General features: G+C 62.2%; 21 protein-coding genes. 11 read left to right on the top strand and 10 right to left on the bottom strand.

Annotation, left to right across the window (positions count from 1 at the left end):
• The first annotated feature begins 53 nt into the window (after positions 1 to 53).
• Complete coding sequence (gdhA, locus tag APH42_RS05150) at positions 54 to 1,394, top strand: NADP-specific glutamate dehydrogenase (RefSeq protein ID WP_012270422.1); 1,341 nt, start codon at positions 54 to 56, stop codon at positions 1,392 to 1,394.
• 188 nt (positions 1,395 to 1,582) lie between these two features.
• Here gdhA and APH42_RS05145 read toward each other — a convergent pair whose 3' ends face one another.
• From APH42_RS05145 to APH42_RS05130, 4 genes are all read right to left on the bottom strand, one after another.
• Entirely contained in the window at positions 1,583 to 2,080 is a 498-nt protein-coding gene (locus APH42_RS05145) for a GreA/GreB family elongation factor (RefSeq protein WP_060492885.1), read from the bottom strand.
• A gap of 67 nt (positions 2,081 to 2,147) precedes the next feature.
• Positions 2,148 to 2,504 (bottom strand): hypothetical protein, encoded by a 357-nt coding sequence (locus APH42_RS05140; RefSeq protein WP_012270424.1) that lies wholly within the window; start codon positions 2,502 to 2,504, stop codon positions 2,148 to 2,150.
• Between the two features lie 255 nt (positions 2,505 to 2,759).
• Complete coding sequence (locus APH42_RS05135; protein ID WP_060492884.1) at positions 2,760 to 4,613, bottom strand: DUF4105 domain-containing protein; 1,854 nt, start codon at positions 4,611 to 4,613, stop codon at positions 2,760 to 2,762.
• A gap of 71 nt (positions 4,614 to 4,684) precedes the next feature.
• Positions 4,685 to 5,173 (bottom strand): DUF3015 domain-containing protein, encoded by a 489-nt coding sequence (locus APH42_RS05130; RefSeq protein ID WP_012270426.1) that lies wholly within the window; start codon positions 5,171 to 5,173, stop codon positions 4,685 to 4,687.
• Between the two features lie 261 nt (positions 5,174 to 5,434).
• Here APH42_RS05130 and APH42_RS05125 point away from each other — a divergent pair, with 261 nt between their 5' ends.
• The 5 genes from APH42_RS05125 to APH42_RS05105 all read left to right on the top strand — a co-directional run bounded on the left by APH42_RS05125 (position 5,435) and on the right by APH42_RS05105 (position 10,107).
• Positions 5,435 to 7,873 (top strand): Lon protease family protein, encoded by a 2,439-nt coding sequence (locus APH42_RS05125; protein ID WP_060492883.1) that lies wholly within the window; start codon positions 5,435 to 5,437, stop codon positions 7,871 to 7,873.
• 160 nt (positions 7,874 to 8,033) lie between these two features.
• On the top strand, positions 8,034 to 8,372 hold the full coding sequence (locus APH42_RS05120; RefSeq protein WP_003247487.1) for a hypothetical protein: 339 nt from the start codon (positions 8,034 to 8,036) through the stop codon (positions 8,370 to 8,372).
• A 109-nt stretch (positions 8,373 to 8,481) separates the two neighbouring features.
• Positions 8,482 to 8,970 (top strand): TIGR00645 family protein, encoded by a 489-nt coding sequence (locus APH42_RS05115; protein ID WP_012270428.1) that lies wholly within the window; start codon positions 8,482 to 8,484, stop codon positions 8,968 to 8,970.
• 128 nt (positions 8,971 to 9,098) lie between these two features.
• Positions 9,099 to 9,404, top strand: coding sequence for a DUF6482 family protein (locus tag APH42_RS05110; RefSeq protein ID WP_012270429.1), 306 nt, complete (start codon positions 9,099 to 9,101; stop codon positions 9,402 to 9,404).
• Positions 9,405 to 9,489: 85 nt separating this feature from the next.
• Entirely contained in the window at positions 9,490 to 10,107 is a 618-nt protein-coding gene (locus APH42_RS05105) for an FKBP-type peptidyl-prolyl cis-trans isomerase (protein WP_012270430.1), read from the top strand.
• A gap of 128 nt (positions 10,108 to 10,235) precedes the next feature.
• Here APH42_RS05105 and APH42_RS05100 read toward each other — a convergent pair whose 3' ends face one another.
• The 3 genes from APH42_RS05100 to APH42_RS05090 form a co-directional block, all read right to left on the bottom strand.
• Positions 10,236 to 10,481: a hypothetical protein gene (locus APH42_RS05100; RefSeq protein ID WP_012270431.1), complete on the bottom strand. Its 246-nt coding sequence runs from the start codon at positions 10,479 to 10,481 to the stop codon at positions 10,236 to 10,238.
• A gap of 84 nt (positions 10,482 to 10,565) precedes the next feature.
• Positions 10,566 to 10,904: a zinc ribbon domain-containing protein YjdM gene (locus APH42_RS05095; protein ID WP_060492882.1), complete on the bottom strand. Its 339-nt coding sequence runs from the start codon at positions 10,902 to 10,904 to the stop codon at positions 10,566 to 10,568.
• A 167-nt stretch (positions 10,905 to 11,071) separates the two neighbouring features.
• A complete protein-coding gene (locus APH42_RS05090; RefSeq protein ID WP_012270433.1) occupies positions 11,072 to 12,040 on the bottom strand; it encodes a polyprenyl synthetase family protein in 969 nt (322 codons plus the stop codon).
• 244 nt (positions 12,041 to 12,284) lie between these two features.
• On the opposite strand from APH42_RS05090, the gene rplU reads away from it, so the two are divergent.
• The 5 genes from rplU (at position 12,285) to APH42_RS05065 (ending at position 15,971) form a co-directional block, all read left to right on the top strand.
• The gene (gene rplU / locus APH42_RS05085; RefSeq protein WP_003247466.1) at positions 12,285 to 12,599 is read left to right on the top strand and encodes a 50S ribosomal protein L21; all 315 of its coding nucleotides are present in this window, start codon (positions 12,285 to 12,287) and stop codon (positions 12,597 to 12,599) included.
• 38 nt (positions 12,600 to 12,637) lie between these two features.
• Positions 12,638 to 12,895, top strand: coding sequence for a 50S ribosomal protein L27 (rpmA, locus tag APH42_RS05080; protein WP_003247464.1), 258 nt, complete (start codon positions 12,638 to 12,640; stop codon positions 12,893 to 12,895).
• A 187-nt stretch (positions 12,896 to 13,082) separates the two neighbouring features.
• Entirely contained in the window at positions 13,083 to 14,309 is a 1,227-nt protein-coding gene (gene cgtA / locus APH42_RS05075; protein WP_012270434.1) for an Obg family GTPase CgtA, read from the top strand.
• 85 nt (positions 14,310 to 14,394) lie between these two features.
• The gene (gene proB / locus APH42_RS05070; RefSeq protein WP_012270435.1) at positions 14,395 to 15,513 is read left to right on the top strand and encodes a glutamate 5-kinase; all 1,119 of its coding nucleotides are present in this window, start codon (positions 14,395 to 14,397) and stop codon (positions 15,511 to 15,513) included.
• On the top strand, positions 15,510 to 15,971 hold the full coding sequence (locus APH42_RS05065; RefSeq protein ID WP_012270436.1) for a CreA family protein: 462 nt from the start codon (positions 15,510 to 15,512) through the stop codon (positions 15,969 to 15,971). The genes proB and APH42_RS05065 overlap by 4 nt, the downstream gene beginning before the upstream one ends.
• A gap of 104 nt (positions 15,972 to 16,075) precedes the next feature.
• Here the strand turns inward: APH42_RS05065 and mksF are convergent, their stop codons facing one another.
• Genes mksF through mksB form a run of 3 tightly spaced genes read right to left on the bottom strand, consistent with a single transcriptional unit; the run spans position 16,076 to position 20,890 of the window.
• Positions 16,076 to 18,907 carry an Mks condensin complex protein MksF gene (gene mksF / locus APH42_RS05060; protein ID WP_012270437.1) on the bottom strand — a complete coding sequence of 944 codons (2,832 nt, stop codon included), beginning with the start codon at positions 18,905 to 18,907 and terminating at the stop codon, positions 16,076 to 16,078.
• Positions 18,904 to 19,611 (bottom strand): Mks condensin complex protein MksE, encoded by a 708-nt coding sequence (gene mksE, locus APH42_RS05055; RefSeq protein WP_012270438.1) that lies wholly within the window; start codon positions 19,609 to 19,611, stop codon positions 18,904 to 18,906. The genes mksF and mksE overlap by 4 nt, the downstream gene beginning before the upstream one ends.
• Positions 19,601 to 20,890: an Mks condensin complex protein MksB gene (gene mksB, locus APH42_RS05050; RefSeq protein ID WP_060492881.1), complete on the bottom strand. Its 1,290-nt coding sequence runs from the start codon at positions 20,888 to 20,890 to the stop codon at positions 19,601 to 19,603. Before mksB ends, mksE begins: the two co-directional genes overlap by 11 nt.
• Positions 20,891 to 21,099: the final 209 nt, after the last annotated feature.

Here is a 21,099-nt window from a genome sequence, read left to right as displayed (position 1 = left end):
GGTACATTCCTGAAAAAACCAATAAGTCCAAAACCTTCGGTGAGATGTCTACCATGATCGAATCTGTCGACAATTTCCTTGCACGCCTGCAACAGCGTGACCCTGGCCAACCGGAATTCCACCAGGCGGTGGAAGAGGTGCTGCGCACCCTGTGGCCATTCCTTGAGGCCAACCCTCACTACCTGCAATCCGGCATCCTCGAGCGCATGGTCGAGCCCGAGCGCGCTGTACTGTTTCGCGTGTCCTGGGTCGATGACCAGGGCAAGGTGCAGGTCAATCGCGGTTACCGCATCCAGATGAGCAGCGCCATTGGCCCGTACAAGGGCGGGCTGCGTTTCCACCCGTCGGTTAACCTCAGCGTGCTGAAGTTCCTGGCCTTCGAGCAAGTGTTCAAGAACTCCCTGACCTCGCTGCCCATGGGCGGCGGCAAGGGCGGCTCGGACTTCGACCCTAAAGGCAAGAGCGACGCTGAAGTGATGCGCTTCTGCCAGGCCTTCATGAGCGAGCTGTACCGCCACATCGGCGCCGACTGCGACGTACCGGCCGGTGACATCGGTGTGGGGGCCCGCGAAATCGGCTTCATGTTCGGCCAGTACAAACGCCTGGCCAACCAGTTCACCTCGGTGTTGACCGGCAAAGGCATGACCTACGGCGGCAGCCTGATCCGTCCGGAAGCCACCGGCTATGGCTGCGTGTACTTCGCCGAAGAAATGCTCAAACGCCAGGACAAGCGTATCGACGGTCGCCGCGTGGCGGTGTCCGGTTCGGGCAACGTTGCCCAGTATGCCGCGCGCAAGGTCATGGACCTGGGCGGCAAGGTGATTTCGCTGTCTGACTCCGAAGGCACCTTGTACGCTGAAGCCGGCTTGACCGATGCCCAGTGGGACGCCTTGATGGAGCTGAAGAACGTCAAGCGCGGCCGCATCAGCGAGCTGGCCGGGCAGTTCGGCCTGGAGTTCCGCAAAGGCCAGACCCCATGGAGCCTGCCGTGCGACATCGCCCTGCCGTGCGCCACGCAGAACGAACTGGGCGCCGAGGACGCCCGCACGCTGCTGCGTAACGGCTGCATCTGCGTGGCTGAAGGCGCCAACATGCCGACCACCCTGGAAGCTGTGGATATCTTCCTGGACGCCGGCATCCTGTACGCCCCGGGCAAGGCCTCCAACGCCGGTGGCGTGGCCGTATCGGGCCTGGAAATGTCGCAGAACGCCATGCGCCTGCTGTGGACTGCCGGTGAAGTGGACAGCAAGCTGCACAACATCATGCAGTCGATTCACCATGCATGCGTGCACTACGGTGAAGAAGCCGATGGCCGTATCAACTACGTCAAAGGTGCGAACATCGCAGGCTTTGTGAAAGTGGCCGATGCGATGCTGGCTCAGGGCGTCGTCTGATCTGAGGCTGCTGGGGGCCGCTTTGCGGCCCTTTCGCGACACAAGGCCGCTCCTACAGGGGGCCGCTTTGCGGCCCTTTCGCGACACAAGGCCGCTCCTACAGGGGACCGCGACAACCTGAATGATCGCGCAATCTTGTAGGAGCGGCCTTGTGTCGCGAAAGGGCTGCAAAGCAGCCCCCAGGGCCCTCAGCTTTCACCCTCAATTTCAAGTATCTCGATCACCTGATCCCCCACCGGCCGCCGCCAAACCACTTCATCCCCAGGCCCCGCACCCAGCAAAGCCCGCCCCAACGGCGCCCCCCAGTTAATCAATCCACGCCCAGCATCCGCTTCATCCTCGCCTACCAGTCGCATCACATGCTCCTGGTCCTGCGCATCCACGAACCGCACCCGGCTACCAATCTGCACCTTGCTGCGAGAAGCCGCCGCCGGCACCACTTGGGCACTCTGTACCCGCGCGCTGAAATAGCGCAGGTCGCGCTCGGTATCGGCCAGCCGCTGCTTGTCGCCACGCTCACCTTGTGCCAGCAGTTCACTGCGCAAGGCATTCAGCTCGGCCACGCGCGCCTGTAACTGCTGCAGTCCGCTGGCAGTGACGTAGTTGGGTTGTTCGCTGATGCGTCGCTCGACCGGCTGGTCGGCCTGGGCGGCGGCCTGGTCTTCGTTGACGAATGCTCGGCTCATGCGGGGGCTCCTTGTGCAGGAGACCATCATGGCAGGCTACCGGTTTCAATGGATGTCCGTTTGCGACTCAGTCGTGGCGATAGGCCTTGGCGGCACCACGGTCCTTTTCCTGCTCCCACTCGCGGTCGCGCTGGTCCCAGAAGCGCTCGTGGTACTCGCGCTGTTCTTCACTGTTCTGCATGGCGTGGCACTGGCGGAAGCCGTCGTCCCAGCCGGTTTCGTACTGGCGCTCGTGCAGGTAGCGCGGCACGTTTTTGCTGAACCCGCCCACCATCAGCCCGGCCGCCTGGCGACCGCTGCTGCAGCCGTCCTGAAAGCCATCGGCATAGGCCGGGGGATAACCATGGTTGACCATCTGCTCGTGGGTGGTTTCGCAACCTGACAGCAACAACGCAATGCACACGCCGAACCAGTACCGCGACATAACCACCAGTCCCTCCCGTTGATGGTGGAAAGTCTAGGTGGCGATTTGTCGGGGAGGTGTCAAAACAGTGTCAAAGAGTTGGTTGGGATACTCAGCTTTCAGCCTGACGCGCTGTCTGTAGGAGCGGCCTTGTGTCGCGATCGGGCCGCAAAGCGGCCCCGGGATTTCAGCGATGATGCAAATATTGCTGGGGCCGCTCTGCGGCCCGATCGCGACACAAGGCCGCTCCTACAAAAAGCGCGCAGGCCCGACCCGCTAGTAGTGATACCACTTCAGTTCCAGCATCACCTCGTTCTGCGCGGTAGCCAAATGGCTGAATTCGCGCGAAGCACTCAACCGCAGCCCAAGGTTCTGGCTGATTTCCCATTGCTGGTTCAGGCTCACGCTGCGCCGCACTTCGCCATTGGTGAAGTAGTCGCCCTTGGCCTCCAGCGTCATGTTGCCCAAGCCGTTGCGCCACAGCAGGCCGCCGTTGAACCCCGCCGCTGGGGCGATGAACTGGGCGAAGTCATTGTGATGCTCGACCCGCACCGTGCCCAGGGCAAAGCCCAACAAACCGTCGGCCAGCTGCCAGGTGCCACCGGCGCCGCCATTCACATGGCTCACCAGCACCTCGTCATCGTGCTTGCCCGGCACCCGCTCCAGCCCACCAGCCACCTGCCATGACCAGGGCTTGAGCAGCTCGTTGCGTGGCGTCAGTGAGCGAATGGTGGCCAGGTCCAGCCGTTGTACCTGCCAATCGTTGCCTTCGTACTGGCGCACCTTCAGTTGCAAAATTTCGATCTGCGCGCCCAGCGGGAAGCCATAGGCGTTGTCATTCAGGTCGTGGTAGGCCATGCGCAGGCCGTATTCGGCGTAGGCACGGTCTTCACGGGTGCCCACGCCCAACTGCCAAGTGCGCGAGTCATGACCATCCTCGGGCAGGCCGGGGCGTTCGATTTGCAGGGGCGGCGGTGGGTTGCCGTTGATTGCCCGCAGCAGCTCGAAGCTGCGTTTGGCCTGGCCGGGGTCGCGTTCCTGGCCATTGGCCCGGTACCGCTCCAGGCGATACGCCGCATCTTGCACCAGCGCCTGGCGTTCGCGGGGCAGGGCCTTGAACTCGGCGCTTTGCAGCTGCGCGGTGTCGGCGCTTGCCGCCAGTACCTGGCGTTTTTCGTTGTGGTCAAGCGGCTCGGCACGGGCCAGCAACTCGCGCTCGCGAGAGGGGCGGTAAGTCTCACTGGCGACCAGGCCGGACTGCTTCACGGCTTTCACGGTGTCGGTGGGAATGGCGGTTAGCGGAAACTGTGATGTCAGGTCCAGGCTCGGCCGGGCCACTTGCAGCAGCTCCAGTAGGCGATACGAGCAGTTTTCATCGAAGAAGAAGTAGTCGAACTGGATCTGCTTCAGCTCCCACACGTGCTCGACCATGCGCCCGGTTTCCTCGGGTGTCAGGTCCAGCTGGTACTCCCACAGGTCGCGGTTTTCCAGGCTGCGGTATTCGGAGAGTTTTTCCTGGTAGGGCATCAGCGCGAACAGCCCTGGGTAGCCCCCCATCAGGCCTTTCCAGGCGTACAGGATGCTGTTGTCGCTGCCTTCGATGTAGGCACCGAAATTGATCGCGTAGCTCAGCAGGGTGGTGTCGTCGCTGCGGGTGGTGGACTGGTCGATGCGCAGCAGCGTGTGGCCGAACATCGACGACGGGCTGTTCAGGTAAGCTGCCGGGAAGATCAGCGCGGCGCTGTGCGGGTCGATCGACTGGTACCAGGTCTTGAATTCCTGGCAGTCCGGTTGCGGCAAGCCTTGCAGGTCGAGTTGTTCGCGCAGCCAGCGGGTACGCGCCGGGAATACGCATTGGGCGTGCTTGTCGCCGAGGCTGGCCGGGGCATACAGCGCGTCGACCGTGGCCTTCAGCTCCTGGTCGGGGTGATGCGCACCGTCCTCGGCGAGGAAGAACGCATCATCGTCCACATAACTGCGCCAGCCGCCGAGCTTGGCGGTTTCGTAGTGACCAATGGCGAGCCAGTAAGGGGTATTGGCCAGTTGCTGGAGACGGCCTTGATCCAGCACGGGCGCGGCTTGTACGGGGGCGCAGGCACACAGCGCCAGGGCAGCGAGGCGTTTGAGCATATCGGGCAACTACTTCTAAACGATGCCGAAAAAGGCGAAACCCGCCCCGGGTGGGGCGGGAGCAGCTGTGCTTAGGCCTCGGTGGCGTATTTGGCCAGGCGTGGGTCGCTTTTCAGAACGGCCAGGGTGTTGCTGTGAACCGTTTCGGCAGTGACGTCGGCGCTGCTGAAGATTTGGTTGAAGTGCTGGTGGGTGACCGAGTTGAAGTAGCCGCGGTCTTCCGGGGCCACACCAAGGACGACGGCATAGGTGGTCAGTGCTTCGCCCTGGCCCATGGCCATGTCTTCGGACAGCTCGTTCATCATGCCGTTCATGGCGAACCAGGACTTGCCGCCGTAGGTCAGCGAAGCCTTGGTCGAGCAGCCGTTGGTGCCGGAGGTCATGCCGAAGGTGGCGTTACCGGAGGTGCCGTTTGTGGTGGAAGCCAGGAAGTGTGCCGGCGTGCCGCGCTGGCCTTCGAACAGCATGTTGCCCCAGCCGCAGTTCGGGCCGCCAGGCGCTTCGGCCATGGCGTTCAGCGAGACCACGGTGAACAGAGTACCCAGAAGAATCCGTTTCATAGCATTTGTTCTCTTTGTCTTAACCAAGGGTCAGGGTTTCTGGCAACTCGGTTGCCAGGTCGGGAAAGCTTTTCACCCACCCGCGCAGCTTGGAGTTTAGGCACGATCTAAAGGTTGCGTTGTTGATTGCGAAAAATTTGCTGTTACATGACCTGCACGGGCTAAGACCTGCCGCGATATTAAAGTCCCGTAGAGCCTTGCAAGGCGCGCTGGGGCAGCGCCAGAATGCTGGTCATCTGCCCGCCGAAGTAAGGAAACCCAATGCCCGATCCTGTCGCTGCGCGCCTGCGTCTCGCGCCTGAAGCCCTGACCCGGCGTTTCTCCCCCGAGCAGTTTGCCTTTACCAATACCGACGATCTGGAGCCGTTTCGCGGAGTCCTGGGCCAGGAGCGTGCTGTCGAGGCCCTGCAGTTTGGCGTGGCCATGCCGCGCCCTGGTTACAACGTGTATGTAATGGGTGAGCCCGGTACCGGGCGCTTCTCGTTCGTAAAGCGCTACCTCAAGGCCGAGGGCAAGCGCCAGCAGACCCCGGCCGACTGGGTCTACGTCAACCACTTCGACGACACCCGTGAGCCACGGGCACTGGAGCTGCCGTCTGGGAGCGCCGCCGAGTTCATCAGCGACATGGGCGGGTTGATCGACAACCTGCTGTCCACGTTCCCTGCCGTTTTCGAACACCCGTCCTATCAGCAGAAGAAGGGTGCTATCGACCGTGCCTTCAACCAGCGCTATGACCGCGCCCTGGACGTGATAGAGCGCGCATCGCTGGAAAAAGACGTGGCCTTGTATCGCGATGCCAGCAACGTCGCCTTCACGCCGATGGCCGATGGCAAGGCGCTGGATGAAGCCGAGTTCGCCCAGTTGCCGGAAGCGGTACGCGAGCAGTTCCACGAAGACATTGCCTTGCTCGAGGAACAGCTGAACGAAGAGCTGGCCAGCTTGCCGCAGTGGAAGCGCGAGTCGAACAACCAACTGCGCCATCTGAACGAAGAAACCATCACCCTGGCGCTGCAGCCGCTGTTGGCGCCGCTGTCGGAAAAGTACGCCGAGAACGCGGCGGTCTGCGCATACCTGCAATCGGTGCAGTTGAACCTGCTGCGTACCGTGGTCGAGCAACTGGTGGATGACAGCAAGACCGACGCCGTGGCCCGCAAGCTGCTCGAAGAGCAGTACGCGCCCAGCCTGGTGGTGGGCCATCACGCAGCCGGCGGCGCGCCGGTGGTGTTCGAGCCGCATCCGACCTATGACAACCTGTTCGGCCGTATCGAATACAGCACCGACCAAGGCGCGCTGTACACCTCCTATCGCCAACTGCGCCCAGGCGCGCTGCACCGTGCCAACGGTGGCTTCTTGATTCTTGAAGCCGAGAAGATGCTGGGCGAGCCGTTCGTTTGGGATGCGCTCAAGCGTGCACTGCAGTCGCGCAAGCTGAAGATGGAGTCGCCGATCGGTGAACTGGGCCGTGTCGCCACGGTCAGCCTGCAGCCGCAGATGATTCCGCTCAACGTCAAACTGGTGATCATCGGCTCGCGCCAGCTGTACTACGCGCTGCAGGACCACGACCCGGATTTCCAGGAGATGTTCCGCGTGCTGGTGGACTTCGACGAAGACATGCCGATGGTCGACGAGAACCTGGAGCAGTTCGCCCAGCTGTTGCGCACCCGCACCAACGAAGAGGGCATGGCGCCGCTGACCAGCGACGCCGTGGCGCGCCTGGCCACCTACAGCGCTCGCCTGGCTGAAAACCAGTCGCGCCTGTCGGCGCGTATCGGCGACCTGTTCCAGTTGGTGAGCGAGGCTGATTTCATTCGCCAGCTGGCCAGTGACGAAATGACCGACGCCGGCCACATCGAGCGTGCGCTCAAGGCCAAGGCCACCCGCACCGGGCGTGTGTCGCAGCGGGTGCTGGACGACATGCTCGCCGGCATCATCCTCATCGATACCGAAGGTGCTGCAATCGGCAAGTGCAACGGCCTCACGGTGCTGGAGGTGGGCGACTCGGCGTTCGGTATGCCGGCACGTATTTCGGCCACTGTGTACCCAGGCGGCAGCGGCATTGTCGACATCGAGCGTGAGGTCAACCTTGGCCAGCCGATCCACTCCAAAGGCGTGATGATCCTTACCGGTTATCTGGGCAGCCGCTATGCCCAGGAATTCCCGCTGGCGATTTCCGCGAGCATCGCCCTGGAACAGTCCTACGGCTACGTGGACGGTGACAGCGCCTCGCTGGGCGAAGCCTGCACGCTGATTTCAGCCTTGTCGCGCACGCCGCTCAAGCAGTGTTTCGCTATCACTGGTTCCATCAACCAGTTTGGTGAAGTGCAGGCAGTGGGCGGGGTCAACGAGAAGATCGAGGGCTTCTTCCGCCTCTGCGAGGCGCGAGGCCTGACGGGCGAGCAAGGGGTGATCATTCCGCGTGCCAACGTTGCCACCCTGATGCTTGATGAGCGCGTGCTGCAGGCCGTGGAGAACGGCATGTTCCACGTCTATGCGGTCAGCCAGGCTGATGAGGCGCTGAGCCTGCTGGTGGGCGAGGAGGCCGGGGTGCTCGACGACAAGGGGCTGTTCACCGAGGGCAGCGTCAATGCTCGGGTGGTGGAGCGCCTGCGTGAAATTGCCGAGATGATCAGCGAAGAAGAAATCGAGAAGGCAGAAAAGGAACACCTGGAAGAGGTGATTGCCAAGGCCAAACCGGCTTGAGTCAATAAACTGGCGCTGGCGGCGATGTGCTACCGTTCAGCGCCGGTTTTCCATCTTTCTGTACTGTTCTTCTATGCTGGAACTTAAGGACGGTATCAGGTTCAGGATGGAAACAGCCTGAGGTTCAGGCTGAACAAGGCTTTTTGGAGGGGACGCGGCCATGCGCAACCTCAGCCTCACACGCCAGTGCCTGGGCCTGGTGACCCGCATCGAATGCAGCATCCGCCCACTGGCCGGGGACAACGGCATGTGGACGTTGCTGTTCGCCGCCGGCATGGCCGGTGAACAACCTTCCGCGATCAAGGCGCAGGGGCCGTTTCATGGGCCGCTGGTGGCCGAATCGGTGCTCAATGCCATCGTCGACAGCCTGACCTTGCATGGGTACCAGGTGGCCGAAGACCCGCAGATCTGGTGTTTGCATTTGCAGGCGCAGTTACGGCGGATCAATGGCGAGCGGTGCCGTAATCTTGGGGATTACCAGTTTCATCCAGAGACCTGAACGATTGCCGGGGCTGTAAAGCAGCCCCCCGTTCACCGGGCTTTTGCTGTAACAGGTGGCTGGCTATACTCGCCGTCGATTTTTAGTCACCTGATGAGTCCTGAACTTCATGGAACGTATCCTCGAAAACGCGATGTATGCCTCGCGCTGGCTGCTCGCCCCGATCTACTTCGGCCTGTCCCTTGGCTTGCTGGCCCTGGCACTGAAATTCTTCCAGGAAGTGGTCCATGTCCTGCCCAACGTCTTCGCCCTGAGCGAAGCCGACCTGATCCTGGTGATCTTGTCGCTGATCGACATGTCGCTGGTGGGTGGCCTGCTGGTCATGGTGATGATCTCCGGGTACGAGAACTTCGTTTCGCAACTGGACATCGACGAAAGCAAGGAAAAGCTCAACTGGCTCGGCAAGATGGACTCTTCGTCGCTGAAGATGAAAGTTGCCGCATCGATCGTGGCGATTTCGTCGATTCACCTGCTGCGGGTGTTCATGGATGCGCAGAACATCTCCACCGATTACCTGATGTGGTACGTGATCATCCACATGACCTTCGTGATCTCGGCGTTTTGCATGGGCTACCTGGACAAGCTGACCAAGCACTAAGCCAGGTTGCTGCATTCACCGCCCGTCCGTTGCAAAACGGACGGGCGGTGTTGTTTCTGGCTTGTGCTTTCGGCTGGCCTGTAGAAAAAATGAGCACTCATGCGTGGTTCTCATCGCGAGGTGCTCTCATGAACCTGCATCAGCTCAATACCGAGGCCAGGGCTGGCCATGTCGACGAACTGAACCTGATCGCCATCGAAGGCGGTGACTACCTGCTCGAGGCCCGGGTCAAAGGCCACGCTCACCCTCTGTCCGATACCCGTGGTGAACGCTTGCGCGTGCACTCGGTGGAGGATGCGCGCAAGTTGCTGCAAACCATCCCCATGGTCTCGATGAACCTGGTGCATTGGTCGGTGCAGGACGAAATGTGCGGCATGGGTACGCACCCGGAAGAAGACCTGAAGGTGCCGATCTCCCAACGCTCGGCCTGGTAGCTGCTCGCCGCGCCCCAGTGTGCTAGGCTGCTCGCCCTTTTCATCAAGGGCGCGGCTGCACTGCGCCCTGCAGTGGAGCACGACAATGTCCGAACTCAATCTGTCCACCGACGAAACGCGCGTCAGCTACGGTATCGGCCGTCAGCTGGGCGGCCAGCTGCGCGACAACCCGCCACCAGGCGTCAGCCTGGAAGCCATCCTGGCCGGCCTGACCGACGCCTTCAACGGCGCCGACAGCCGCGTCAGCGAAGCCGACCTGTCGGCCAGCTTCAAAGTGATCCGTGACATCATGCAAGCCGAAGCGGCCGCCAAGGCTGAAGCCGCTGCTGGCGCTGGCAAGGAATTCCTGGCCGAAAACGCCAAGCGTGATGGCATCACCACCCTGGCTTCGGGCCTGCAGTTCGAAGTACTGACCGCAGGTGAAGGCGCCAAGCCGACCCGCGAAAGCAACGTGCGTACGCACTACCACGGCACCCTGATCGACGGCACCGTGTTCGACAGCTCCTACGAGCGCGGCCAGCCGGCTGAATTCCCGGTTGGTGGTGTGATCGCTGGCTGGACCGAAGCCCTGCAGCTGATGAACGCTGGCAGCAAATGGCGCCTGTACGTGCCGAGCGAGCTGGCTTACGGTGCCCAAGGCGTTGGCAGCATCCCGCCGCACAGCGTACTGGTGTTCGACGTCGAGTTGCTCGACGTTCTGTAATGCCCCTCGGGGCCGCATTGCGGCCCATTCGCGGGCAAGCCCGCTCCTCCAGGTATTGCGCAGAACTCAAACCTTGCGCGGTCGCTGTGGGAGCGGGCTTGCTCGCTAAGAGGCCATCCCTGCTGGCCTCAATTCCAATCTGTCCCCATCGGGCGCAATGCCCGCGCATAGCAGAACAGAAACAAGTTCCGCACCAATTCCTTCAGTACCCCAGGTTCACTCGAATTCAACCCGCTCATGTCCAGGTCGCCCTGGTCACGCAATTCGTCGAGTGCATCTTGTTCAAGCACCGCACACACTTCGCCGGTTTCCCGATGAAGAATGCGCAGGTAGGGGTGAGGGCGGTCCAGCCAGGCGTCGATCAGATAAGTCATGGCTATTCTCCTTGGAAAGCGGTCCCAATGAGAATAATTCTTATTATCAAAATAGCAAGCACCAATTGGCGGATTTTTGTGTAATCAGACTTTGCGCACGAATTCGGACTTCAGCTTCATGGCGCCGATACCGTCGATTTTGCAGTCGATATCGTGGTCGCCGTCACACAGGCGGATGTTTTTGACCTTGGTGCCAACCTTGACCACCAGGGACGAACCTTTGACCTTGAGGTCCTTGATCACGGTGACGGTGTCGCCGTCCTGCAGGATGTTGCCGACCGAGTCCTTTTTCACCACCTTGTCGCTGGCCTCGGCATCGCCGCTGGCCGACCACTCGTGGGCGCATTCAGGGCAGATCAGCTGAGTGCCATCCTCATAGGTGTATTCGGAGTTGCATTTTGGGCAGGGTGGCAGAGTGCTCACTTCGGATCCTCAAACAAACAGACGGGCGGTTAAAAGCCCACATTGTAAAAGGTATTTTTCCAGAAGTGATTATGTCCGGACAAAAGCATCGCGGGCAAGCACGCTCCTACAGGCGGCGCAGTCCTTGTAGGAGCGGGCTTGCCCGCGAATGAAGACGACTCTGTCTGTCAGTGAGTACGCGCGACCGCAAACTCGCTCAGCTCAACCAGCGCATCCCGGTATTCGCTGGCTGGCAGTACTTCGAGGCATGCAATGGCACGCTTCACATAATCACGCGCCAGCTCTGCGGTGTACTTCAGCGCGCCGGACTCTTCGACCGCCACGCGAATCTGCTCCAGATCCTCCAGGCCACCCTTCTGGATCGCCTGGCGAACCAGTGCGGCCTGCTCGGCAGTGCCTTCACGCATGGTGTAGATCAGCGGCAGGGTAGGCTTGCCTTCGGCCAGGTCGTCACCGACGTTCTTGCCCAGGGTTTGCGAGTCACCCTTGTAGTCCAGCAGGTCGTCGACCAGTTGGAAGGCCACGCCCAGGTGGTCGCCGAAGGTGCGCAGGGCTTCGCGCTGCTCATCAGTGGCTTCGGCCAGCGCTGCGGCGCTGTGGGTCGAGGCTTCGAACAGCATCGCGGTCTTGCCGCGAATCACCTCCATGTAGACCTCCTCGGTGGTGCTGGCGTCGCGTACCCGCGACAGCTGCAGCACTTCACCCTCGGCAATCACCCGGGTGGCCTTGGAGAGGATCTGCATGACCGGCATCGAGCCCAGTTCGACCATCATTTCGAACGAGCGCGAATAAAGGAAGTCACCCACCAATACGCTCGGCGCATTGCCCCACAGGGCATTGGCGGTGGAGCGGCCACGGCGCATGCCGGACATGTCGACCACGTCGTCGTGCAGCAGGGTGGCGGTGTGCAGGAATTCAATGGTGGCGGCCAGCAGGCGCAGGTCGTCGCCTTCACGGCCCAGGGCCTTGCCACACAGCAGTACCAGCAGGGGACGCAGGCGCTTGCCACCGGCCGACGTGATATAGTCGCCGATCTTCGATACCAGCGGCACGCGCGAGGTCAGCTGCTTCTTGATGATCTCGTCGACGGCGCTGAAATCATCAGCCACCGCGCGGTAGAAGGTTTGGGGTTGCATCGGCTGCTCCAGTGAGGTTGCGCGGCATGCTAGGTCGCGGGTCCCGGTGTGTCAAGGCGCGGTGCCAGCTGGCCGGGGGCGGTACTTGCAAGCAAAACCGCGGTTGCGTACAATCGCGCACCCTAACTTCCTGGGCAGCACCTGCCTTACGCAATTGCGCCGGGCCGTTCCAGCCCTGTGCAGCCATGCCAGCCAATACTCATCATATAAAGCGCTGGGTGAGCAGGATTATCGGAGAAATACCATGTCTTACGCAGTAATCGTTACCGGCGGCAAGCAGTACAAAGTCGCTGAAGGTGAATTCCTCAAGATCGAAAAACTGGAAGTCGCCACTGGCGAATCCGTGACCTTCGATCGCGTTCTGCTGGTCGCCAACGGTGAAGAAGTCACCATCGGTGCTCCAGTTGTTGCTGGCGCTAAAGTAGTGGCCGAAGTCGTTTCGCAAGGCCGCCACGACAAGGTTCGCATCATCAAGTTCCGTCGTCGTAAGCACCACATGAAGCGTATGGGCCACCGCCAGTGGTTCACCGAGATCAAAATCACCGGCATCCAGGCTTAATCCCCTAGATCCCCTGAATTTATTTGGAGAATTGAACCATGGCTCACAAGAAGGCTGGTGGTAGTACTCGTAACGGTCGCGACTCAGAATCTAAACGCCTTGGCGTGAAGATGTATGGCGGCCAGGTTATCAAGCCAGGCAACATCATCGTCCGTCAGCGCGGCACCGAATTCCACGCTGGCTACGGCGTTGGCATGGGCAAGGACCACACCTTGTTCGCCAAGATCGAAGGCGTGATCAAGTTCGAGAAGAAAGGCGAGTTCATGCGCCGTTACGTGAGCATCGTCGCCGCTTAATCGCGACGTCGCTCCAGAAGCCCCGTCATGCGACGGGGCTTTTTCGTTTGTGGTGAGCCTCTTGCAAAGCTGTTTGTCTGGGTTGCCGGCGTTGGTTTCTACGGTCGTACGGGGCCGCCGCGCTCATTTTTGCAAGAGCCTCATGTTTTGAGTCATTCAGCTCGTCTGCCGACGAGAGGCGGTTTTAATGAAGTTTGTTGACGAAGTATCGATTCGGGTCAAAGCCGGTGACGGCGGCAACGGTTGCATGAGCTTCCGTCGCGAGAAATTCATCGAGAACGGTGGCCCCAACGGCGGTGACGGCGGTGATGGTGGCTCGGTGTACATGGTTGCCGACGAAAACCTGAACACCCTGGTCGACTACCGCTACACCCGTCACCACGAAGCCCAGCGCGGCTCCAACGGCGGCAGCACCGACTGCACTGGCAAGAAGGGTGAAGACCTGTTCCTGCGCGTGCCGGTCGGCACCACCGTGATTGACGCCTCGACCCAGGAAGTGATCGGTGACCTGGTTACCCCTGGCCAGAAGCTGATGGTTGCACAAGGCGGCTGGCACGGCCTGGGCAACACCCGCTTCAAGTCCAGCACCAACCGTGCGCCGCGCCAGACCACCCCAGGCAAACCGGGTGACCAGCGTGACCTGAAGATGGAAATGAAGGTGTTGGCCGACGTCGGCCTGCTGGGCCTGCCGAACGCCGGCAAGAGTACCTTCATTCGCTCGGTCTCGGCCGCCAAGCCGAAAGTGGCCGACTACCCGTTCACCACCCTGGTGCCAAACCTGGGCGTGGTCAGCGTCGACCGCTGGAAGAGCTTCGTCATCGCCGACATCCCCGGCCTGATCGAAGGCGCTTCCGAGGGTGCCGGCCTGGGTATCCGCTTCCTCAAGCACCTGGCGCGTACTCGCGTACTGCTGCACCTGGTGGATATCGCACCGCTGGATGAAAGCAGCCCGGCCGATGCCGCCGAAGTCATCGTCAACGAGCTGACCCGCTTCAGCCCGTCGCTGGCCGAGCGTGAGCGTTGGCTGGTACTGAACAAGTCGGACATGGTCATGGACGACGAGCGTGATGAACGTGTTCAGGAAGTGATTGATCGCCTCGAGTGGGAAGGCCCGGTCTACGTGATCTCGGCTATCTCCAAGCAGGGTACCGACAAGCTCAGCCATGACCTGATGCGCTACCTCGAAGACCGCGCCGATCGCCTGGCCAACGACCCGGCCTACGCCGAAGAGCTGGCCGACCTCGACCAGCGCATCGAAGACGAAGCCCGTGCCCAGCTGCAGGCCCTGGACGACGCCCGTACCCTGCGTCGCACCGGCGTCAAGAGCGTGCACGACATCGGCGACGATGACGGTTGGGACGATGATTTCGAGGACGACGAAGACGGCCCGGAAATCATTTACGTGCGCGACTGATCGGTTGCAGTACACTAAACGCCGCTCTCTGGAGCGGCGTTTTTGTATCCACGGTATCTACAGATTCGACATAGGTTGGAAGAAGATGCGAAGCAAGGTGACGGGCGCCAAGCGCTGGGTCGTGAAGATTGGCAGTGCTCTGCTGACCGCCGATGGCAAGGGCCTCGACCGCGGCGCCATGGCCGTTTGGGTCGAGCAGATGGTCGCGCTGCGTGAGGCAGGCGTGGAGTTGGTACTGGTCTCCTCCGGGGCCGTGGCTGCCGGCATGAGCCAGCTGGGCTGGACTACGCGACCGAGCGCGATGAACGAGCTGCAGGCGGCGGCCTCGCTCGGCCAGATGCGCCTGGTGCAGGCCTGGGAGTCGAGCTTTGGCGAACACGGCAAGCACACCGCGCAGATCCTCTTGACCCATGACGACCTGTCCGACCGCAAGCGTTACCTGAACGCCCGCAGCACCTTGCGCACTTTGGTCGACCTGGGTGTGGTGCCGGTAATCAACGAAAACGACACCGTGGTCACCGACGAAATCCGCTTCGGTGACAACGACACCCTGGCGGCGCTGGTAGCCAACTTGGTCGAGGCCGACCTGCTGGTGATCCTCACCGACCGCGATGGTATGTTCGATGCCGACCCGCGTAACAACCCGGAAGCCCAACTGATTTACGAAGCCCGTGCCGACGACCCGTCGTTGGATGCCGTGGCCGGTGGTACCGGTGGTGCCCTGGGTCGTGGCGGCATGCAGACCAAGCTGCGCGCAGCGCGCCTGGCTGCCCGTTCCGGTGCCCACACCATCATCATCGGTGGCCGCATCGAGCGCGTGCTGGATCGCCTCAAGGCGGGCGAGCGCCTGGGTACCTTGCTGTCGCCCGAGCGCGGCATGCTCGCTGCGCGCAAACAATGGCTGGCAGGCCACCTGCAGACCCGTGGCACCCTGGTGCTGGATGCCGGTGCCGTTCAGGCACTGCGCCAGGCCAACAAGAGCCTGTTGCCGGTCGGCGTGAAGACCGTGCAGGGCAGCTTCCGCCGTGGCGAGATGGTGGTGTGCGTTGGCCCGGACGGTATCGAGGTGGCCCGCGGCCTTGCCAACTACAGCGCCCTGGAGGCGCAGAAGATCATTGGCCAGCCCTCGGACGCGATCGAGTCGATTCTTGGCTACAGCGCCGAGCCTGAGCTGGTACACCGCGACAATCTGGTGCTGGTATGAGCCTGTTCAAGCGGGTGATTGCCGTGGCAGCGCTGGCACTGCCAATGCTGGCTGGGGCCGAGGAAGTCGGCCAGGTGTCCACGGTCTTCAAGTTCCTTGGGCCGAACGACCGCATTGTGGTCGAAGCGTTTGACGATCCCAAGGTCGAGGGCGTGACCTGCTACCTGTCACGGGCCAAGACTGGCGGCATGAAGGGTGGCTTGGGGCTGGCGGAAGACCGTGCGGAGGCGTCGATTGCCTGCCGTCAGGTTGGGCCGATCAACTTCAAGGGTGAGTTGAAGGATGGCGAGGAAGTGTTCAAGGAACGCACCTCGCTGGTGTTCAAGACCATGCAGGTGGTGCGCTTTTTGGACAAGAAGCGCAATACGCTGGTGTACCTGGTGTACAGCGACCGCATGATCGAAGGTAGCCCGCAGAATGCGGTGACCGCGATACCGATCTTGCCTTGGGCTCATTGATAGCCTGGTAGATTGCCGGGAGGCCTTCGGCCTCCTTTCGCGACACAAGGCCGCTCCTACAGGGGAGCACATATCCCTGTAGGAGCGGCCCCATCACACCGATATCAGGCCAATTCCTCGGCCTGATCCTCACGCACAACCGCCTTCACTTCATCCAGCCGGCTGATGAACTTCCAGTCCGCCTCGTCGATGTAGATGCCGTTTGGCCCGCTGCCACCTTCCAGGTCGATCGCCACGCGTGCCGATACCTGCGGCTTCACGCTCGCCAGAATCGGCACGAAGCCCAGCTGCAGGCTGGTTTCCAGCAGTGCCGCCTGGTTGCGTTCGTCGATGTCCGCCGCTTCGTCCAGGTAGTACGGCAGGCGAATGCGACCGGCCAAGTCGCGGTCCATCAGGTGCAGCAACAGGTACATGTTGGTCAGCGCCTTGATGGTCATGGTGGTGCCGTTGGACGCTGCGCCGTCGATGTCGGCGTGGATGATCGGCTGGCCGTTGACCTTGGTGATCTCGAACGCCAGCTCGAACAGGTCCTTGAGGCCCAACTGGTTGTGGTTGGCTGCCACCAGGCGTGCCAGGTATTCCTTGGCCTCTTCGTTCTTGTTGTCCTGATCGGCACTTTGGGTCAGGTCGAACACCGACAGGGTTTCGCCTTCTTCGTACTGGCCGGCACTGTGGATGATCTGGTCGATGTGCTTGAGCGCTTCCTTGTTCGGCGCCAGTACCACACGGAAGCTTTCCAGGTTGGACACCTGGCGCTTGTTGATCTCGCGGTTGAACAAGGCCAGCTGGTGCTCGAGGCTGTCGTAGTCGCTGCGGATGTTGCGCAGGGTACGGGCGATGTCGGTGACTGCAGCGCGGCGGGCCTTGGCCAGGGTCAGGGCCTCGTCGGTTCGGTGCGCATAAGCGTTCACCAGCAACTGCAGGCGGCGTTCCATGTCGTCTTCGCTGTCGAACTTGGCCACGCCTTTCAGACGCACCTGGGCGTACAGCGCCTCGATCTGGTTATCCACACGTTGCAGGCCTTGCCAGCTGTCCTGGTAGTCGTTGAGCAGCGGCAGCAGGTTGTCCATCGAGTCGTCGATGGCTTCCATGAACGGCGTGCCGTAGGGCAGGTCGGCCGGTAGCAGTTGGCGACGACGCAGGGCGTCTTCCAGGGTGCGCTGCTTGGACTCCAGGTCACCAAGCTGCCTACCGACCAGCTGCAGCTTGGCCGACAGCTGCTGGACACGCTCGGTGAAGGCATCGCTGGAGCGCTTGAGTTCGTCCTGGGCGGCTTCCAGTTGCGACAGCTGTTCCAGCTTCTCGGGCTCTTCGGCGGCCAGGGTTTGGCTGCGGCGGAAGTCCTCCAGCGCTTTCTGCGCATCCAGCACTTCCTGGTACAGGGTTTCGGTCTGCGCTTTGGAGGCGGAGCGGTCGGCGGCCACGGCTTGCTGGGTCTTGAGCTGCTTCAGCTCTTTTTCCAGGCGCTCTTTCTGGTCGCGCAGGGCGGCGCGGTCCGCCAGGGCTTGCAGTGCCGGCGGGTCGATGTGGGTCAAGTCGATGGCCAGGCCCGGGGCTTCGAAACGTTCGCCCTTGAAGCCATCCAGCACCGCTTCCAGCGTTTTCACCCACAGGTCGCTGTCGTCCAGCTCGATGCCACGGTCGCCCAGCGGCAGGCTGAACAGTGCGCCGTTGAACAGGCGCATCAGGCGGTCGACGTCCTGCTGCGAGAACTCTTCGCGCAGGCGGGCGTAGCTGTTGTTGTCGGCGTGGTCCAGCTGCTGCTTGACCTGCTTCAGGCGTTTTTCCAGGTCGCGCACGCGCTCGTCCAGGTCTTCGGCACTGAACTGCCGCGACTGGGCCAGGGCGCCGGCCAGTTCGTCGTGGGCGTCCTTGGCCGCCAGCAACTGCTGCTCCAGCACCTTGACGTCATCGACCAGGGCGAAGCGGTGCTTGAGCACCGACAGCTCGCCCAGCCAGCGCTGGATACCGGTGATTTCACGTTCCAGGCGCATCAGTTCCTGGGTACCGCCGCGCTGATCGTTCTGCAGGCGGTCCTGCTCGCCACGGTAGTGCTCGGACTGGATGACCAGCTCTTCCTTGCGCGCCATGGCGTATTCCTGCCAGGTGCCCAGCAGGGTGTCGAGCACAGGCGAAATGCGGTGCAGCTTGCCGCGCAGGATGTCGCGCTGGGCAACACCACCAGCCAGGGCCTCGACCAGTGGGCCGGCAGCAACCAGGGCGTTGTAGTCCTGCTCCATGCGGCGTACGTCGCGGAAGGCCTCTTCGCACGCCGCGATGTAGTCGACGCTGCCTGAACGCAGGCTGTGCTCGAACGCGTCGAGGAACAGCTGCTTGAGCTTGGCCGCGGTGATTTCGCGCATGTGCAGCAGGTTGATGAACAGCGCGCGGAAGGTTTTCAGGCTTTGCTCGCTGGTGGAGCGCAGCGGGATCATGGTCAGGTCCAGCGGCACCGAGGTGTGGCCGCCAACCAGCAACCGGCGCAGTTCGTCCGGCTTCACTTCATAAGCCTTAATGCCAAGGCGCTCGAGGTTGGTGAACAGCTCTTTCTGGCGTAGGCAGGTGTCGTTTTTCTGGTAGTGGGCCAGGTCCAGTTCGCCTTTGTAGGCGAAGAACTGGTGGCCGAAACCGCCACCCGGGCCGCGCCCGACCACGCCGATCACGTGCGGGCCGTGGGGCAGGCTCAGTTCGCAGAGAATGTACGAGGTGTCGCTGGCAAAGTAGAAGCGGCGCGACTGCTCGAGGCTGTACTTGCCGAAGCTCATGTCCGACATGCGCGCCAGGATAGGGAACTGCAGGGCGTTGATCGACGCCGATTTACCCAGGTTGTTGGCGCCGTACACCGACAGCGGGTGCTCCAGCGGGAACAGGCCAAGGCTGTAGCCGGCGGTGTTGAGCAATGCGAAGCGGCGGATGCCGTAGCGTTCCTGGCTCATGCGTCAATCTCCTGTTGCTCTTCGCGGATGGCCCGGGCCAGCGCGTCCTCTTCGCTTTCCTCGCCCTCGAAGGGCGTGAGGTCGAGCGGGTCGTCGGTGCGGTTGAGTTCTTCGGGGCTTTCTTCTTCGACCAGTACCGGGGTCGGCAGCGGCAGGTCGCTGTGCAGGGTGGCGGCCAGGTCGCGGTCTTGCTGCACCGAAAGGCACACATCGAGGAAGCGATGCATGGGCGGCAGGAAGCGGTAGATACCGCCTTCCTCGTGGGCGAAGCCGAGCTGGGTCATGCGCCGCAGGATTTTTTCTTCCAGTTCGTCCACGGTCTGCACTTCGGCCTGCAGGAACAGGTCGCGGTACTTGTCCAGCAGCGAGGGCAGTTCGTCGCGGCCAATGCTGCCGCCGTCGAGCACGGCCATCGGATCGCGGCCCTGGTCTGCCAGGTGTTCGACCAGGATGAAGGTGAACAGCGACAGGCGCTGCGCGGTCTTGTTGACCTGTGCGGCGGTCATGTCCGGGACGAAGTAGTAGAAGCCACGGGTGTCGCACACCAGTTCGAAGCCCAGGGCCTTGAACAGGGTGCGGTACTGGTCCTGGAAGTTCGACAGCTGCGCGTACAGCTCGGGGTCGCGGCGGCTGACGTGGAAGCCTTTGAACAGCTCGCGGAAGATCGGCGCGAGCTGGGACAGTTCGGAAAGATCAAGATGCATGGGCTGGGCTCGCGTTGGGTTCGGTAGGCGCGCTGGCGGCGTCTTCGCGGCTGGAGGTCAGGGCGAACGAGCGCAGGCTGACCAGGTGTTCCTGAGTGGTGTACTCGCGGCGGTCGAGGCGTTCGCGCTTGAAGCGCTTTTCCCGCGACAGGCGCGAGAACCAGTACAGCAGCTCGTCGGTCGCGCCTTCGGGCTCCTGCTCAAGCAGCCAGACCATCAAGTCGGGCAGCGGCAGGGCTTGTTCGCAGCGTTCGGCCATTTCCTTGACCGTGCGCGGGGCGCGGGGCAGGGCACCGGACTGGGTCTTGTGGGCCTTGGGGAAGCGCGCCGGCTTGGGCTCGAAGCGGGCCAGGGCGTAAACGTAGGCCTCGACCTGGCTGGCACTGCCAAGGAAGGTGCTTTGCGGGCGGGTGAACATCGGCATGGCCGCTTGCGGCACGGCATCGATGCCCTTGCGCCGGATCACCGACAGGGCCAGTGCGGCGCCACGGGTCACGGCATTGTGCCGGCGTGCTTCTTCGCGCAGCGGCAATAGCAACTCGCGGGCGTGGCGCAGGGTCAGCTGGGCGCTGGTCTGCATTTCCAGGATGCGTGCGTGGGTACGCAGCAGCATGTCGTCATCGACCAGGTGGCCCAGGCGCGCCTGTTCGCCCAGCAGCTTCAACAGCACGGTCTCGACCTTGCGCACGCCCTGCTCGAAGGCGCCGTCGGCGTTGACCAGCTGGATCATCGGCTCGACGTATTCGTCCCAGGTGGCGAGTACTTCGGCATACCGCTGGCGCAGCGGAATCTGGCGGTTGCTGGTCTTGGCCCGTTCGGCCACGGCCACCAGCGCCTGCTCGTCGTTGTCGAGTTTTTTCAGCACATCGCGCACGCGCATGTCGAGCAGGCGCAGCTGGCGCGCCAGGTCGTCGCTGTCGCGATTGTCGAAGGCATCCTGGATGTGCCCGGCCAGGCGTTCCAGGTGGCGCAAGTACGCTTCGATTTCCAGGCACAGGCCCAGCCGGTGTTCGCGGCGCAGGTAGGCGAGGAAGTCGTGGATCTGCGCGTTGAGCTCGAAACGGTTCGGGCTCTTGGCAACCGGGACCAGGATATCCAGGCGGATCCACACGTCGAGTAGCTGGGTGATGTCCTGCGGGGTGCTTTCGAGCTGCTGGCGGGCCACATGCTGGCGCAACTCGACCAGGCTCAGGGTGCCCTGGTCGAAACGCTCGCACAGCGGCTCGATCAGGGCCCAGTGTTCGGCTAGGGCGCGCAGGACGCGCTTGGGTTCGATCATTGGCTTCGACTCGTTGCCAAGAAAAAGGGGGCGATTGTACTGCATCCGGGGGGGAGGTTTTCACCCCTTGGTCTGTAATGAGGGATAACCTTATGGCTAGTAGGTGTATGGCGTTGTTTTTGGGGCGGTTTTGAGAGCGAGCGCCGCACCGGCGGCGCTCGGTCTGATAGGCGCTGCAAAAACCAAGGCGTACACGTTAGAATGCCCAA

This window comes from Pseudomonas sp. NBRC 111140 (genome assembly GCF_001320885.1).
Lineage (GTDB): Bacteria > Pseudomonadota > Gammaproteobacteria > Pseudomonadales > Pseudomonadaceae > Aquipseudomonas > Aquipseudomonas putida_P.
This window is presented reverse-complemented; position numbering and strand designations above follow the sequence as displayed.

Excerpts from the sequence above, each read along its gene's own strand:
- gdhA (WP_012270422.1), top strand. The coding sequence starts at position 54 with ATGATCGAATCTGTCGACAATTTCCTTGCACGCCTGCAACAGCGTGAC.
- APH42_RS05145 (WP_060492885.1), bottom strand. The coding sequence starts at position 2,080 with ATGAGCCGAGCATTCGTCAACGAAGACCAGGCCGCCGCCCAGGCCGAC.
- APH42_RS05140 (WP_012270424.1), bottom strand. The coding sequence starts at position 2,504 with ATGTCGCGGTACTGGTTCGGCGTGTGCATTGCGTTGTTGCTGTCAGGT.
- APH42_RS05135 (WP_060492884.1), bottom strand. The coding sequence starts at position 4,613 with ATGCTCAAACGCCTCGCTGCCCTGGCGCTGTGTGCCTGCGCCCCCGTA.
- APH42_RS05130 (WP_012270426.1), bottom strand. The coding sequence starts at position 5,173 with ATGAAACGGATTCTTCTGGGTACTCTGTTCACCGTGGTCTCGCTGAAC.
- APH42_RS05125 (WP_060492883.1), top strand. The coding sequence starts at position 5,435 with ATGCCCGATCCTGTCGCTGCGCGCCTGCGTCTCGCGCCTGAAGCCCTG.
- APH42_RS05120 (WP_003247487.1), top strand. The coding sequence starts at position 8,034 with ATGCGCAACCTCAGCCTCACACGCCAGTGCCTGGGCCTGGTGACCCGC.
- APH42_RS05115 (WP_012270428.1), top strand. The coding sequence starts at position 8,482 with ATGGAACGTATCCTCGAAAACGCGATGTATGCCTCGCGCTGGCTGCTC.
- APH42_RS05110 (WP_012270429.1), top strand. The coding sequence starts at position 9,099 with ATGAACCTGCATCAGCTCAATACCGAGGCCAGGGCTGGCCATGTCGAC.
- APH42_RS05105 (WP_012270430.1), top strand. The coding sequence starts at position 9,490 with ATGTCCGAACTCAATCTGTCCACCGACGAAACGCGCGTCAGCTACGGT.
- APH42_RS05100 (WP_012270431.1), bottom strand. The coding sequence starts at position 10,481 with ATGACTTATCTGATCGACGCCTGGCTGGACCGCCCTCACCCCTACCTG.
- APH42_RS05090 (WP_012270433.1), bottom strand. The coding sequence starts at position 12,040 with ATGCAACCCCAAACCTTCTACCGCGCGGTGGCTGATGATTTCAGCGCC.
- rplU (WP_003247466.1), top strand. The coding sequence starts at position 12,285 with ATGTCTTACGCAGTAATCGTTACCGGCGGCAAGCAGTACAAAGTCGCT.
- rpmA (WP_003247464.1), top strand. The coding sequence starts at position 12,638 with ATGGCTCACAAGAAGGCTGGTGGTAGTACTCGTAACGGTCGCGACTCA.
- cgtA (WP_012270434.1), top strand. The coding sequence starts at position 13,083 with ATGAAGTTTGTTGACGAAGTATCGATTCGGGTCAAAGCCGGTGACGGC.
- proB (WP_012270435.1), top strand. The coding sequence starts at position 14,395 with ATGCGAAGCAAGGTGACGGGCGCCAAGCGCTGGGTCGTGAAGATTGGC.
- APH42_RS05065 (WP_012270436.1), top strand. The coding sequence starts at position 15,510 with ATGAGCCTGTTCAAGCGGGTGATTGCCGTGGCAGCGCTGGCACTGCCA.
- mksF (WP_012270437.1), bottom strand. The coding sequence starts at position 18,907 with ATGAGCCAGGAACGCTACGGCATCCGCCGCTTCGCATTGCTCAACACC.
- mksE (WP_012270438.1), bottom strand. The coding sequence starts at position 19,611 with ATGCATCTTGATCTTTCCGAACTGTCCCAGCTCGCGCCGATCTTCCGC.
- mksB (WP_060492881.1), bottom strand. The coding sequence starts at position 20,890 with ATGATCGAACCCAAGCGCGTCCTGCGCGCCCTAGCCGAACACTGGGCC.